Source organism: Limosilactobacillus urinaemulieris (genome assembly GCF_932750685.1).
GTDB lineage: Bacteria > Bacillota > Bacilli > Lactobacillales > Lactobacillaceae > Limosilactobacillus > Limosilactobacillus urinaemulieris.
Window position 1 is genome coordinate 91,038 of the sequence record NZ_CAKOBX010000004.1, and the last position, 15,151, is coordinate 106,188.

General features: G+C 43.1%; 14 protein-coding genes. 13 read left to right on the plus strand and 1 reads right to left on the minus strand.

What is annotated here, in order from left to right; genetic code table 11:
- From asp3 to MR181_RS08765, 10 genes are all read left to right on the plus strand, one after another.
- Entirely contained in the window at positions 1-903 is a 903-nt protein-coding gene (asp3, locus tag MR181_RS04125) for an accessory Sec system protein Asp3 (protein WP_242335200.1), read from the plus strand.
- A complete protein-coding gene (secA2, locus tag MR181_RS04130) occupies positions 900-3,266 on the plus strand; it encodes an accessory Sec system translocase SecA2 (protein ID WP_242335203.1) in 2,367 nt (788 codons plus the stop codon). Before asp3 ends, secA2 begins: the two co-directional genes overlap by 4 nt.
- A 20-nt stretch (positions 3,267-3,286) precedes the next feature.
- A complete protein-coding gene (gene gtfA, locus MR181_RS04135) occupies positions 3,287-4,822 on the plus strand; it encodes an accessory Sec system glycosyltransferase GtfA (RefSeq protein WP_242335206.1) in 1,536 nt (511 codons plus the stop codon).
- Positions 4,815-6,158, plus strand: a complete 1,344-nt coding sequence (gene gtfB, locus MR181_RS04140; protein ID WP_242335209.1) for an accessory Sec system glycosylation chaperone GtfB — start codon at positions 4,815-4,817, stop codon at positions 6,156-6,158. The genes gtfA and gtfB overlap by 8 nt, the downstream gene beginning before the upstream one ends.
- A complete protein-coding gene (locus MR181_RS04145) occupies positions 6,142-6,327 on the plus strand; it encodes a hypothetical protein (RefSeq protein ID WP_102169239.1) in 186 nt (61 codons plus the stop codon). Before gtfB ends, MR181_RS04145 begins: the two co-directional genes overlap by 17 nt.
- Before the next feature lie 334 nt (positions 6,328-6,661).
- On the plus strand, positions 6,662-7,321 hold the full coding sequence (locus MR181_RS04150) for an amino acid ABC transporter permease (RefSeq protein ID WP_102169240.1): 660 nt from the start codon (positions 6,662-6,664) through the stop codon (positions 7,319-7,321).
- Positions 7,302-7,979: an amino acid ABC transporter permease gene (locus MR181_RS04155; RefSeq protein WP_242335212.1), complete on the plus strand. Its 678-nt coding sequence runs from the start codon at positions 7,302-7,304 to the stop codon at positions 7,977-7,979. The genes MR181_RS04150 and MR181_RS04155 overlap by 20 nt, the downstream gene beginning before the upstream one ends.
- Before the next feature lie 17 nt (positions 7,980-7,996).
- Positions 7,997-8,737: an amino acid ABC transporter ATP-binding protein gene (locus MR181_RS04160; protein ID WP_242335216.1), complete on the plus strand. Its 741-nt coding sequence runs from the start codon at positions 7,997-7,999 to the stop codon at positions 8,735-8,737.
- Positions 8,738-8,752: 15 nt separating this feature from the next.
- Positions 8,753-9,610 carry a transporter substrate-binding domain-containing protein gene (locus MR181_RS04165; RefSeq protein WP_242335219.1) on the plus strand — a complete coding sequence of 286 codons (858 nt, stop codon included), beginning with the start codon at positions 8,753-8,755 and terminating at the stop codon, positions 9,608-9,610.
- Between the two features lie 115 nt (positions 9,611-9,725).
- Positions 9,726-9,854, plus strand: a complete 129-nt coding sequence (locus tag MR181_RS08765; protein ID WP_277956487.1) for a hypothetical protein — start codon at positions 9,726-9,728, stop codon at positions 9,852-9,854.
- Between the two features lie 10 nt (positions 9,855-9,864).
- Here the strand turns inward: MR181_RS08765 and MR181_RS04170 are convergent, their stop codons facing one another.
- Positions 9,865-11,268: a C69 family dipeptidase gene (locus tag MR181_RS04170; RefSeq protein ID WP_242335221.1), complete on the minus strand. Its 1,404-nt coding sequence runs from the start codon at positions 11,266-11,268 to the stop codon at positions 9,865-9,867.
- Positions 11,269-11,463: 195 nt separating this feature from the next.
- Here MR181_RS04170 and MR181_RS04175 point away from each other — a divergent pair, with 195 nt between their 5' ends.
- From MR181_RS04175 to glpK, 3 genes are all read left to right on the plus strand, one after another.
- Positions 11,464-13,296 (plus strand): monovalent cation:proton antiporter family protein, encoded by a 1,833-nt coding sequence (locus MR181_RS04175; RefSeq protein WP_242335224.1) that lies wholly within the window; start codon positions 11,464-11,466, stop codon positions 13,294-13,296.
- A 69-nt stretch (positions 13,297-13,365) separates the two neighbouring features.
- Positions 13,366-13,551 carry a 2-hydroxymuconate tautomerase gene (locus tag MR181_RS04180; RefSeq protein WP_124031687.1) on the plus strand — a complete coding sequence of 62 codons (186 nt, stop codon included), beginning with the start codon at positions 13,366-13,368 and terminating at the stop codon, positions 13,549-13,551.
- Positions 13,552-13,635: 84 nt separating this feature from the next.
- Positions 13,636-15,141: a glycerol kinase GlpK gene (gene glpK / locus MR181_RS04185; RefSeq protein ID WP_242335227.1), complete on the plus strand. Its 1,506-nt coding sequence runs from the start codon at positions 13,636-13,638 to the stop codon at positions 15,139-15,141.
- The last annotated feature ends 10 nt before the right edge of the window (positions 15,142-15,151 follow it).

Genomic DNA, 15,151 nt, shown 5'->3' on the forward strand with positions numbered 1-15,151 from the left:
ATGCAGAATTATATTAACCAAGTATATTGGGGACCATCGTGGAATACCTATTATAACGGGTCCAAAGTAACGATTTCCGCCAAAAAGGAAGTGGACTTTAATAATCCGTTAATGGTTCCCGGGAAGGATATTATTAAGTGGGGGTCCGTCTATAATTTTCAGGCGAATAAGATTGTTCCCCAATTACCATTGCTACGAATTAACCAGCGCTACCGGATTTCAATTAAGGCGTCGTCCGAACCGGCACAGGGTTTCTTTACCCGAATCATCTTCTTTAATGGCCAGGGAGATGAAATTAGTCGGCTTGAATTTCATAACCTTGAAAAGGCGTTTACGTTTCCGGAGGGTGCTGTCCATTATGAAGTTAGTCTCGTTAATACGGGATGTACTAGCCTGCAATTTAAACGGCTTGAAATTTGCCCGGCTAAGCTTCCACGGAGTGTTCATAACGATTTATGGTTTCATCAGCCAGTTAATTCAGACTCTGACCAGCCGATTAATATTGTCGTAATGCATGACCCAAAGCGGGTAAAGAAAACCTGGGAAACAGTTGGTAAGATGCTTAATGGCTTACCTTTACAGATCATCAGTATTGGGTGGCAGTATGATGGTGACCTGGCTGATGCAATTGTTCATTGGATTGAACAGAAAAACCAGCTTTATGCACACTTAATTAGTACAGCTGCTGATCTGGATAAGGTTTTACGAAAAGTTCATCAGGCTAGTCCAAAGACCCAGCTGTTACTGACGGAAGCAAGTCAGGATGATAAATTGCATATTGACTATGAAATTTATGCCAGTCGTGATATTCCTGAGTGGAGTACGGCTAACTTGGTTGATCCAGATTGGATTACAATTACTCACGCAATCAATGGATTATGGGGAGGGGTGAAAGTTAAATGATTCTTGATGCTTTTGAACGTCACCAAATTAAGCGCCAGCTGCGGAAAGTCAATAAATGGGCTCCCAAGATGCGTAAAATGAGTGATGAGGAATTAAAGTCACAAACTAAGATTCTCCAAAAGCAATTGGCTGATGGGAAAACTGTTGACCAAATCCTTCCCCGTGCTTTCGCTGCTATGCGTGAGGCCGATTTACGGGTGCTAAAGATGTTCCCATATGATGCTCAGGTAATGGGGGCGATTGTCCTTAATCAAGGGTACATCGCTGAAATGAAAACCGGTGAAGGGAAAACGTTAACCGCGACCCTCGCACTATACTTGAATGCATTGAGTGGCAAGGGTGCAATTCTGGTTACACCAAACGCTTACTTGGCGCAACGTGATGAGGAACAGTTGGCACCCGTTTATGAATGGATGGGACTAACGGTAAGTACTGGGTTCCCCAAGGATGATCCTGAGCGAAAGGTTCGACCAGAGGAAAAACGGCAATGGTATAACTCAGATATTCTTTACACGACCGCTAGTAACCTAGCCTTTGACTACCTATTCAATAACTTAGCAGCCAATAAGGACGGTCAATACTTACGGCCGTACCATTACGTTATTATTGATGAAGTGGATGATGTTCTGTTGGATCAAGCTACTTCACCATTTGTTGTTGCGAGTGCCCCGATGCTTCAATCTAACCTTTACCGGCTGTGTGATGACTTTGTCCGGACACTGGTTCCTAAACGAGACTTTACCGTTCGTCGTCGGGATAAGGCAATTTGGTTGACGTATAACGGGGTTCAACGAGCCGAACAATATTTCCGGATCCGCAACCTGTATGATGATGAAAGTCGTGAGGTTTACCGTCATATTGCTTTGGCGATGCGGGCCCACTACTTCATGAAAAATGGTCATGACTACTTGGTTGAAAAGGGAAAAGTTGTCCTGCTTGATGAAACCGATGGTCGGCTGAAAAACGGGGTTAAGGTTAATACCGGTCTTCACCAAGCTGTTGAACAAAAGGAACACGTGAAGGTTACTGATAACCAAAAAACAGCTGCTTCAATCACGTTCCCGAGTTTATTCGGACTATTTGATAAGATCTCTGGAATGAGTGGGACGGTTAAGGGTGATGAAGACGAATTTATCAACGTCTATAACATGAAAGTCGTTCAAATTCCGACCCATAAGCCAGTTATTCGGAAAGACTATCCGCCAAAGATTTACCTAACAACTTCCGAAAAGTTAATGCATGCGTTAAATGATGCCATCACGCTCCATAAAGCGGGACGACCAATCCTGCTAGTTGCCGGTTCGGTGGAAAATTCCGAAATTATTTCGGAACTCTTACTTGACCGCGGAATTCCGCACAACGTCTTGAACGCCTTTAACATTGCCCGTGAAGCTGCCATTGTTAAGGATGCTGGTCAGCCAGGAGCCGTTACGGTCGCAACTAACATGGCCGGACGGGGGACTGACATTAAGTTGGGTCCTGGTGTTAAGGAGAAGGGCGGCCTTGCTGTTATTGGGACTGAAATGTTACCAGAACGGGTTAAGCTGCAGCTTGCCGGTCGTGCTGGACGGCAGGGGGATCCTGGTTCTAGCCAATTCTACATTTCGTTGGAAGATAGTTATATTGCAAAGGCAAGTACAAAGCGGTTTAAGAAGATGTACCGCAAGTTAGTTGAAAAGCGTCGTAAGGGGGCAATGCCGAAGGAGCATACAAGTTCTCGGATTCGCTTAAGTCTGGAAATGCTAAAGAGCCGGGTAGCTGATGGTGAAGTTCGGTCACGGAAAAAGACTAACAAGTACGAAGTTGCCCTGCGAATCCAACGAACCCAATTCTATAAGGAACGGGAAAAGTTAATGAATAATGCCCGCCTCGAACGAACAGTTGGTAACTGGCTAAGCGAAGGAATTGACGACTTCCTTAATACCCAGACAGATTGGTCGCCTAGTCAATTGCAACATTTGATTAATGAGCATTTTACTTATCAGGAAGTTAAGATTCCCGATAATTTAATGTATAACCGTAAGGCGCTGAAAAAGTACCTGGAAAATTTATGTACAGATATTCTTAAGGAGAAATACAAGACGCTAATTAATACTGAACAATTAAACCAGTTTTATCGTTCCGCCTTGTTAACCGCCTTGGATAGTTGTTGGACTAATCAGGTTAATTATCTCAATGATTTACGGATTATTGTTGAGCCATGGTCGCTTTCTGGTCGTGATCCCGGTTATATTTATCAAGTAAAGGCCTTTGAATCATACAAAAACATGCTGCGTGAAGCACGGAAAAAAGCGGTTGATAACTTGCTGCTTAGTCGGATTAAGTTAAACAAGAAGAACCAACTAGTGGTTAGTTTCAACTAGGTAAACGGGAGGACGATTAGATGACTGTATATAATGTCAACCTCGGAATTGGTTGGGCAAGCAGCGGTGTCGAGTACGCCCAAGCTTACCGTGCCCAATCATTACGAAAATTAAAAATACCAGCCAAGTTTATTTTTTCGGATCTAATCTTGGCAAACAACATTGAGGACTTAACGAAAAACCTTGGTTATTCTGACGATGAGATCATCTGGTTCTACAATTTCTTTACTGATGTCAAAATTGCACCATCAGATTATCCCCTGAGTAAGTTTGAGGATGATATTAATCTTAAAGACCGGAGCTTTAACTGTAAGAAGATCAATGGGGGGAAGAATTACTTCTATACTTCTGATGAAGAAGGGTTATCGATCAATGTTCGCTTCCATGATCCCGAAAAGAAGACGATTGATCAGGTTTCCTACGTTGCTAATGGGGCAATGGTAAAACGTGATTTCTATTCATACACGAAATACGCGACCGAATATTATAGCGGCGAAAAGAATGGCAACCATGTTGTTTACCGTGACTTCTATAATGAGGATGGTAGTGTTGCTTATACTCAACATTTGCGGGGAAAGCATGAAGTCTTTGAATTTCCTGATCAGATTTATTATTCAAAGAACGCTCTTTACCTTGAAATGTTAAAACGACTTCACCTGACGAAGGATGACACAATTATTCTTGACCGTGAGGATGATGGAAACATTCTGATTAATGGTCAGTTAATTTTTGAACATCATAATCCGGCTAAGTTAGTAATTATTGTTCATGCAGATCACTATGATGAACACTATACCAACAAGAAGAATGTTTTGTGGAATAACTTCTACGAGTACCAGTTTACTCATACAAAGGATGTTGCTAGTTTCATCGTGGCCACTGATAAGCAGCGTGAACTGTTATCCAAGCAATTTAAGCAATACCAGAACGTGACACCGAACGTTACTACTATTCCAGTGGGAAACCTGCAGAAGCTGACGAAGCCAACTACTAAGCGGAAGCCGCATTCACTAATTACTGCCTCGCGGTTAGCTACTGAAAAGCATATTGACTGGTTAGTAAAGGCAGTTGCTAAGGCACATAAGGAAGTTCCAGACGTTACCTTGGATATCTACGGTCAGGGTGGCGAAATGGGCCGGCTGACTGAGCTAATCAACCAGTACCATGCAAATGATTATATTCGGTTGATGGGGCAACATGACCTTACCGATGTTTATAAGAATTATGCAGCCTATATTGCTGGTTCTACCAGTGAGGGCTTTGGCTTGAGCCTTTTGGAAGCAGTTGGATCGGGCTTGCCAATGATTGGGTTTGACGTGCCATATGGTAACCAGACCTTCATTGATGATGGCAAGAATGGCTACTTGTTACCATATACCCAAGATTGGAGCGATGATAAGAAGGTTGACCTCTTAGCTGATGCAGTTATCAAACTCTTTACCACCGCTGATCAGGAGAAATTTATCCAGCACTCCTATGACCTTGCGGAACCATACCTCACCGATAACGTCGCTAAGCGGTGGGGAAAGCTATTGGAGGAATTAAAACATGATTAACCTATTTGAAAAATATGATGGCAGTTCTCGTGACTTCCTCTTTTCACAAAAAACGGCAAAGATCAAGATTCCGTCAGTAGCGATGGTTGATGATGGCTTCTTGCCTGACGATGTTGATTCGCCGTTTAAGTATTTCTGTAATTTGACTGATAACCATGATCCGTTGTACTTTGATCAGCTTAAGATTCCGTATTATTGGCGGATCTTGAGTACAGCCTCTGAGGGCCGGATTTATGATTTAGATAAGAGAAAGGCCCAGATCTTTTATAGTTCTACAAACAATACGCGGCTAGTGAAGGAAGTTCGCTGGTCTGATGATATTGGTCCGGTTTCATGGGTCGACCATTACAATAATCATGGGCACTTATTTGCTAAAACCTACTATGAGAATGGTCAGGCAAAGTACCGGAAGTATTTTGATAATCACGGCAAAATTGTGATTGAGTGGAACCTTACTGCTGGCGATATTTTTTTAAATACCAAGAAGATTCACCGTCACTTTACTTCATTACCGCAGTTCGTCACATTCTACCTTCAGTTACGAAAGTATAACCTTGATCACATCTTCTACAATTCCCTTAGCTACCCGTTATGGGTAATGGATCAATTGCCGGCTGATGGTTCAGATACGCTCTTCTGGAATGAAGATACTGGCGCAAAGATCCCCGGGAATATGCAGTACTTGCTGGACAAGAAGACAAGGACGAAGCATATCGTTTTTCAACGTCATCGTGATTGGATGCGCCGACGGGAATTATTCCCTAATGGTACTGGTAATGTTGACGATCTCCAATATTTGGGGATGATTTACCCGCATCCACGGGGGAATAAGCTGCAACCAAGCATTCTCATTATGACTAATTCTGACCAAATTGATCATTTAGATGAATTAGTGCGGGCAATGCCAAATATTCAATTCCATATTGCTGCGGTGACTGAAATGTCCGGGAAGCTCCTCGTATTTGGTGAACGACCAAATGTAACGGTTTATCCAAACGTTAGCCGTCAACGGGCTTTGCAATTATTGAAAGATTGTGACGTCTACCTTGATATTAACCGGGGGAGTGAAATCCTTGACAGTGTCCGGGCAGCGTTTGAACAAAACATGTTAATCCTTGGCTTTAAGGACACCTTGCATGAACCGCAATTTGTTGCGCCACAAAATATCTTTGATCAAAACCAGGCCAAAGAAATGACCCAAACGATTTTGACAGCGTTGCTTAAGCCAGCATTGATGGAGAAACTAATCGATACCCAGCGTGAACATGCTAATGATGCGACTGTTGAACAGTACAAAGAAGTGATTGGAGCGTTGACAAATGGCAAAGCAAGATAAAGATAATGAATCAATGGTAGAGAAACATGCTCTTGACCGGTTGAACCACGTTGAAAAGGAACACCGAAAAGCGTATGCTAAGAAACCTGAAAAGTTTAGTCCGGCCAAGATCATTATGGGGATTATCCTGATTATTGTTCTGCTAACCTCGTTGGTAAGTATTTTCTAGCTAAAACGAGACCTTGTTCAATTGATAACTTACAAAAAGTTAGGATATTCTATTGACTTTTAGCCATTATCGGGTAGAATTTAATTAATTCATCACGAAGGGAGTACAGATTATGCTGAATAATGTCATGCCAAATGAATTCTGTCCTGCTTGTTGCGTTGCTTGTAACAAGTTTTTTGGCGTGATTAAAATTCAGTAATTTGTATTCTAGTAAAATCAAGAGTAATCAAGCTACTTTTGGATTGATTATTAATAAACTAGGCTTACAATTCTGAATTTGAATTGTAAGCCTTTTTTCACTTCGCGGTAAAAGAAAAGAGAGGATGATCTTTATATGGATTGGACGATTATCCAGCAGAGCCTCCCTAACTTTGTCCAAGGGTTTAAATTAACTCTTTGGCTTTCACTAGTTGGGATTGTTGGCTCAATCATTGTTGGAATTATCACCAGTTTAGTACAGTACTTTCGGGTTCCGGGTCTTCGGCAGGTTCTTAACGTTTACGTTGAGGTTGCGAGGAATACTCCATTACTAATTCAGCTATTTTTCTTATACTATGCTTTTCCAGTAATGGGGATTAAGATGACGGCCGAAACTTGTGGGATTATTGGGTTGATTTTCCTTGGCGGAGCATACATGGCTGAAGGATTCACCGGTGGATTTAATGGGGTTAGTCAAACCCAGATTGATGCTGGTGAAGCACTGGGGATGAATCAGTATCAGCTTGCACGGTACGTTATCCTTCCGCAGGGATTGTCATTGAGTGTTCCAGCGTTAGCGGCTAACATTATTTTCCTAATCAAGGAAACGTCAATCTTTTCCGTAATTGCAATTCCGGAGCTGACTAACACAGCTCTTGACTTGATTGGAATGTACTACCGGTCGAACGAGTACTTGTTTGTATTGGTAATCGCCTACGCAATTATCTTAATTCCGGTAATCTTACTGCTTGACTGGCTTGAAAGGAGGGTTCGGTATGGCTCATTCGGGAATTAGTGTCTTATTTGAAGGAACAAACTTTGCCCGGTTAATGGGTGGGCTGTGGACATCAGTTTGGATTGCGGTTGTTTCGTTAGCGATTGGCTTGCTACTGGGAACCATCTTCGGCCTGTTAAGAACCCTGCCTAGCCGAATTATCCGCTTTATCCTGCTCCTTTACCTCGAGTTCTTCCGGATTGTTCCAACAGTGGTTCTCTTGTTCCTGGTTTACTACATTTTGCCGCGACAATTTAACGTCAATTTACCGGCAACTTGGATGGCGGTTCTGGCGTTCTCCTTATGGGTTGCAGCTGAATTTAGCGATATTGTTCGGGGAGCACTCGAGTCAGTTCCCAAGCACCAGCGTGAATCAGGGTTAGCATTGGGACTCAATCAATGGCAGCTGTTCCGTTATGTCCTGTTGCCCCAAGCAATCCAGTTGGAACTCCCGGCAACGATTAACTTAGCAACGCGGGTGATTAAAACAACCTCGCTCTTGCTAATGATTAGTGTTATGGATGTTATCAACGTTGGTCAACAGATCATCGAAGCAAATAACCAAACACACCCGACCGGTATTTTCTGGGTATATGGTCTGATTTTCATCCTCTACTTCATTGTTGATTATCCATTATCCCTCTGGGCAAAGCATCTCACTACAAAAGAAGAGCATTAATTTTGGTAGGTGGTAATATGGCAGAAGAAATTCTTAAAGTTGAACATTTAAATAAATTCTATGGCGATTGGCAAGCCCTGCATGACATCAATTTCGAATTGAAAAAGGGCGAAGTTGTGACGTTACTAGGTCCCTCTGGTTCTGGAAAGAGTACGTTGATCCGTACCCTGAATGGTCTGGAACCATTCCGTGACGGGACTATCTATTTCAAGGGAAATAAAGTTAATCCTTCACCAAAGGAATGGCAGGAGTTGCGCCAAAAGATTGGGATGGTTTTTCAAAGTTATGACCTGTTCCCGAATCTGACTGTCTTGGATAATATCCTCTTGGCACCGACAAAGGTTCAAAAGCGGAATCGGGAAGAGGTTAAGAAGGAAGCACTGGCCTTGTTGGAACGGGTTGACTTGGCAGACCAAGCAAATTCATACCCTCGTCAGTTGTCAGGTGGTCAAAAGCAACGAATTGCAATTGTCCGGGCGTTAGCAATGCATCCTGAATTAATGCTTTTCGATGAAGTCACCGCTTCCCTCGACCCAGAAATGGTGCGTGGGGTTCTCGAAATTATTAAGGAGTTATCTGATCGGGATCACATGACGATGATTATTGTTACTCATGAAATGAATTTTGCGGCACAGATTGCGGATCAAGTTCTCTTCCTGGAAAACGGTCGAATTTTAGAGGAGACACCAGGGAAGCAGTTCTTTGAACATCCGCAAACTGCTCGGGCAGAAGAATTCTTATCAAGCATGGAGTTTTAGAAAGGGAGAATTGATATGTTGAAGATTAATTGGAAAAAGATTATTGCCGGTGCTGTTGCTGTAGCAGGAACAATTGCCTTGCTTGCTGGTTCAAGTTATCTTAAGCCAGCAACCGTAAATGCTGCGAGCGATTCTAGTTCCGTTTCCGCGATTAAGAAGCGGGGAACTTTACGGGTTGCCGTTTTTGGTGACCTGCCACCATATGGCTGGGTGAACAAGGATGGTAAGCGTGTAGGTTACGATGTTGAATTGGCACGGCGGATGGCGAAGGATCTTGGTGTTAAGCCCAAGTTTGTTCAGGTTAACGCTAACAACCGGGTTGATACGTTGAACTCTAATAAGGCTGATATTGTTTTGGCTAACTTCACCGTTACCCCTGAGCGGAAGAAGGTTGTTGACTTTGCTAAGCCTTACATGAAAGTATCCGTTGGGGTTGTTTCGCCAAAGAAGAAGGCAATCACTAAAGTTAGTCAATTAAAGGGCAAGAAGGTCATTGTTACTAAGGGAACCACTGCTGAAAACTACTTCACTAGTAAGCAACCAAGTGTTCAACTATTGAAGTTTGATTCGAAGACCCAACAATTTAACGCTCTGAAGAATAACCGGGCCGCAGCACTTGCTGATGATAACTCATACCTTTACGCTTGGGTAAAGAATAACCCTAAGTACACAGTTGGTATTAAGAGTATCGGTCCTAAGCAATACATTTCTCCAGCTGTTAAGAAGGGTAACAAGTCCCTCCTCGATTGGAGTAATAAAGAAATCACCAAGTTAAATAAGGAAGACTTCTTTACTAAGGATTACAATAGCCAACTCAAGCCTTACTTCGGCAGTGAAGTAAAGCCATCGGATATTGTGTTGAATAATAAGTAGAGTGCGAGACCGTTAAAACCTTCCGGTGGCTAACGATTTCTCCACCGAACGGCGTCTCGTCGTCGGAGGTGGAGGTCGTTAGGTCGAGGAAGGTTAGGGCGAGCACATTCCTACTATGCTGCCCAGAACGCTAGGCGGAAGCTACGGTCACGGCAAAGCACGTTTTGGCAATGCCGCAGTAAAACACCCAACACAAAAGACCAGCAACACCAATTACAATGTTGCTGGTCTTTTAAGTTTTTAAATGATCCTAATTACAAATTCTCATCCGTCTTAAAGTTTAACTCGCAATAATCAGTCATCTTCGTAATTAATTCCATTGCGAGGTTACGGTACGCGGTTAGGGTATCGTTAGCAAATTTGTCACTTTGATCGTTTAAGTAGTTGGTTAATGCATCACCTTGCAATGCAGCTGCCTTAGTATCAGTTTCACGGATTAACTTTTGTGCAGCGACATTCCGTTCTTTTTGAACATCCCGAAGGAGAGGAAGGAAGTCATGAAGATGACTATCAACCAGAACACTGGCATGCTTGAAGATCCAGTAAGCGGAATTTAATTGAGCCGGTAGTTTTCCTCGACCATAGGCGGCTGGCAACTTGGTAATCCCATTAAAGAATGGAACATAGGTACTTTCATTAGCCACCCCCATGGCGAGCCAGTGAATATCTGGGCCCTTGCGTCCAGTTTGAAGAATGTGTGATTCCTGAGTTTTAGCCAAGCTGATTGGCCGGTATTTGTGTGCATTCGGACTGCTCGTTAACGGATCAAATTCGGTTCCCTCATAGTGATTGCTCAAGTAGTTCTGCGCATCAATCACTGAAAGAAGGCGGTCTGGCTTCATCAAGAATGGTAATTCAGTTGATTCCGGTGTTTCAGCACTAGCCTGACGCGGGCTGAACATTTGATGACCAATCCAAACCCGTGGTTCACTATAAATGGCATCTGACCGGTCAGCCGTTCCAAAGATCTTCCGGAAGTTAAATGTTGCTGGATCCGGATTAAGGTGGTTCTTTTCAACGAATTCTTGGATCCCAGGATGGAACATAAAGTTATTTGGGTCGTTAAAATCAATTTCTTGAATTGCTAATTGGTTAGCGACAACTGCATAGCAATCATCAGGAATTCGCTGGGCGACCCAGTAATGACCAGCACCGCTTTCAAAATACCAGGCTTCGTTATCATCAGCAAACAGGACCCCGTTAGTTTCGCCCGTCCCATATTTGGCGATTAAATTACCAAGACGGAGAACTCCTTCACGAGCAGTCTTAACGAATGGCAAAACAACGGTTACCATTGCTTCTTCATTCAGGCCATTCTTGACTAGTGGATCCGCACCTAATACTAAACTATTGGAATAGGCACTTTCGGTTGCACTCATTGCAACGTTGTATTCGTTAATTCCGTCTTCTTCAAATAACCCGTACTTATCAGTCCATTCAGGTGTAGCGGAGTAACGGGCGCTATTATCAGGAAGCTCAAGTTCCAATTTAGTTTCCTTTGAAATAAACTTGCGTGGCACAGCACCGTGAGGGTGAATAATCATGTGCTTTGGCCAGGCAGCTTTGGCATCTTCGTTTCGACCAATCATAATTGAGCCATCAATACTGGCTTTTTTCCCAATCAAAATACTCGTACAAGCGGATAATTTGTTTGGCATATTTAAAACCCCTTTTAATTAATTAAGTGTGAGTACCAAATTGTTCTCAAAATAACAGTTGCTCACTAATATTCTTTCTTAATTATACACCGCTTAGATTGGCAGTGAAAATTTCACCCAGTGAATTCTTTTGCCGTGTACTAGAAAAAGATCATATAATAGATTGATTATTTTTTTCGTAAGAGAGGGAAAATTATGCAACAGTTATCAATGCTAATTATTATGTTGGCGGCACTTATTATCCCGATTGCAATGGCTCGATTTAAGGTTTCAAGTATCCCGACCGCCGTTGCGGAAATCGTTGCAGGAATTCTCCTCGGGAAGAGTGCCTTTAATATCGTCCAGGAAACGTCTTCACTGACGTTGCTTTCTAGTTTAGGGGTAATTATCTTAATGTTCCTCTCCGGAATGGAAATTAATTTTGACCTCTTTAAGAAGGCCCCTGGTCAAAAGAAACGTGATGCTAAGTCGCCAGTTTCAATTGCTGTCCTTAGTTTCGTCTGTGTGATTATTACCGCCTTTCTGCTGGGCGTGTTCCTTTACTTTACGGGACTGTTCTCTGATATTCTACTGGCAACGCTACTCTTTTCAACGATTGCTTTAGGGGTTGTTATCGCAACGCTCAAGGAAAAGGAGATCCTCGGTCGACCGATGGGGCAGACACTCCTGTTAACCGCTGTCCTCGGTGAAGTAATTCCGATGTTGGCATTGACATTTTATGCCTCAATTTATGGTCACAACGCGGGGCGTCTTTGGCTAATCGTGCTTCTTTTCTTGGCGGCCATTTTCCTTTTACGTCGGTTCCGTCAACCCTATGTCTGGTTCAATAATGTTTCTAAGGCGACTACCCAGCTTGATATTCGGCTAGCCTTTTTCCTGATTTTTACTCTGGTGACGGTTGCTGAATCAGTTGGGGCAGAAAATATTCTGGGAGCCTTCCTTGCTGGAATGGTTATGAAATTACTGGAACCAAGCGAGGCTACTCAGGAAAAGTTAACTTCAATTGGTTACGGCTTCTTTATCCCGATCTTCTTTATTATGACGGGGGTCCGATTAGATCTAAAATCGTTATTTGCTAATAGTACTGCACTAGCGTTAATTCCAGTTTTGGTGGCCTGCTTTATTATCGCCAAGCTACCAACAATGTTAATCTATCGTCGGCGCTTTAACAGCCGAAATTCGTTTGCTGGTAGTTTCCTAACCGTTACAACAATTACTTTGGTCCTGCCATCACTACAAGTGGCTAAGAACCTTCATGCAATTACAAGTACGCAATCAGATGCCTTCGTGTTAGCGGCCGTGATTGTTTGTGTCGTGGCTCCGATCGTCTTTAATTCAACCTATAAGTTAAATAAAGAAGACCTGGTTAAGGAACGGGTTGTCATTATTGGTGCGAATACCCTAACTGTTCCGGTTGCCCAGCAGTTGTCCCATAATTGGTATGTTGTTCGGATGCTGACCGATAACCAGGATAACTACAAGACTTTCAACAGCGAGGTTGATGATCTAAAATACCTTGAAAAGATTGATGAGCAGGCGCTTGATAACGGTGATTACTTTGATACTGACGTGATGGTTCTTGGCTTCAGAAATGATAACAAGAATTATCAAATGGCAGTCCTAGCAAAAAAACATGGTGTTAAACGGGTAATTGCGAGTGTTCAAAACCCAAAGATTTCAACCGAACATATTGATGAGCTTAACCGTCTCGGAGTAGAAATCTTCAATAGCTTTGTGGTCCAGAATAGTGTTCTGCGTTCGCTGATTGAATCACCATCGGTCTTTGAAATGCTGATGAGTACTCATTCAGGATTGTTTGAAGCGACAATTCATAATCAGCGTTATGTTGGTATTGAACTTCGCAGCCTACCATTTATTGATCAAATTACGGTTAGTCGAATTTACCGCAAGCATAAGCCGATTTCGCCAAGCGGGGATACTGTTCTTGAATATGGTGATCACATTCTTTACACCGGGCCGTATGAGATTGTTAACGAAGTACGGAAACGACTTGGTCGTCGTGGTTAATAAGAATAATTGCCGGAAGATAGTCGATTATGGTAAGATTAAATAAATTTAACAAGGGAGGGCATACAAATGCCATTAGTACATATTGATTTGCTTGAAGGTCGGACTGACGAACAGTTAAAGGCCTTGGTAAAGGATGTTACAGCTGCTATTTCAAAGGATGCTAATGTCCCAGCTGAACGAATTCACATCGTTTTAAATGAAATGCGAAAAGACCGTTACAGTGTTGCTGGCAAGATGGTTAGCGACAAGTAAACAGAGCATTAGAGGGGGCTGGGCAGTTAGCTTGGCTCCCTTTTTTCGACCGTTCCTGAGCTTAATTTGAAAAGGATGAGAATTTTGAATGAACAACAATATGTAATGGCGATTGATGAAGGGACCACTAGTACGCGGGCGATCATCTTTGATCACCAAGGAAATAAAGTAGCAATGAGCCAACGAGAGTTTCCCCAATACTTTCCGCAGCCTGGTTGGGTTGAACATGATGCAATGGAGATTTGGGATGCCGTCCAGTCAGTGATCTCGGATGTCATGATCAAGTCTCAGATCCCACCATATAAGATTGCTTCTATCGGAATTACTAACCAGCGGGAAACCACCGTTATTTGGGATCGTCACACCGGTAAGCCGATCTATCACGCGATCGTTTGGCAATCAAAACAAACTAGTGAGATTGCAGAACAGCTAATTAAAGACGGCTATAAGGACATGATCCACCAAAAGACCGGGCTGGTAATCGACTCGTACTTTGCGGCAACCAAGATTAAGTGGATCTTGGATCGAGTCCCCGGAGCACGACAAAAGGCAGCTAATGGTGATCTGCTCTTTGGAACGATCGATACTTGGCTATTATGGAACCTTTCTAGTCGACGGGTTCACGCTACAGATGTTACTAACGCGAGTCGGACAATGCTCTTTAATATCCACGATCTGAAGTGGGATCAGGATATTCTGAAATTGTTAGATATTCCAGAAGCAATGCTGCCAGAAGTCAAGCCAAGTTCTACAATCTATGGCTATACTGGTGATTACCACTTCTTTGGTGTGCAGATCCCAATTGCCGGAATTGCGGGGGACCAACAGGCGGCTTTGTTTGGTCAAGCAGCTTATGAAAAGGGGTCGGTTAAGAATACCTATGGGACCGGTGCCTTTATCGTGATGAATACGGGATTGGAACCGACTCTTTCGGATAATGGTCTATTAACGACGATTGCTTACGGAATTGACGGCAAGACATACTATGCCCTTGAAGGAAGTATTTTTGTTGCCGGGTCTGCAGTGCAATGGTTACGTGACGGTTTACAGTTATTTAAGCACGCGAGCGAGTCAGAACAGATGGCCGTTGACGCGAAGACTACCGGTGGTGTATATGTCGTTCCATCGTTTACCGGACTTGGAGCACCGTACTGGGATCAGGAAGTCCGTGGTGCCATGTTTGGCTTGACCCGAGGAACTAATCGGGGACATATTGTTCGGGCAACCCTAGAATCAATTGCCTACCAGACTCGTGATGTTGTTGATACGATGGTCAAGGATACTAACTTGCCATTGAAGGCCTTAACCGTAAATGGTGGAGCATCACGGAATAATTTCATGATGCAATTCCAGGCTGACATTTTACAAACACCAATTAAGCGGGCGGCAATGGAAGAAACGACGGCTTTAGGAGCTGCCTTTCTTGCTGGTCTTGCAGTTGACTTCTGGCATGATCAGGATGAAGTAAAGAAACTTTCGAAGATCGGGGATGAATTTGTCCCGCAAATGGAACCCCAAAAGGCCGCGACCCTTTATACCGGCTGGCAACAAGCAATTAAGGCTGCGCAATTTTTTAGTCACGGGAAATAAAATTTAATAT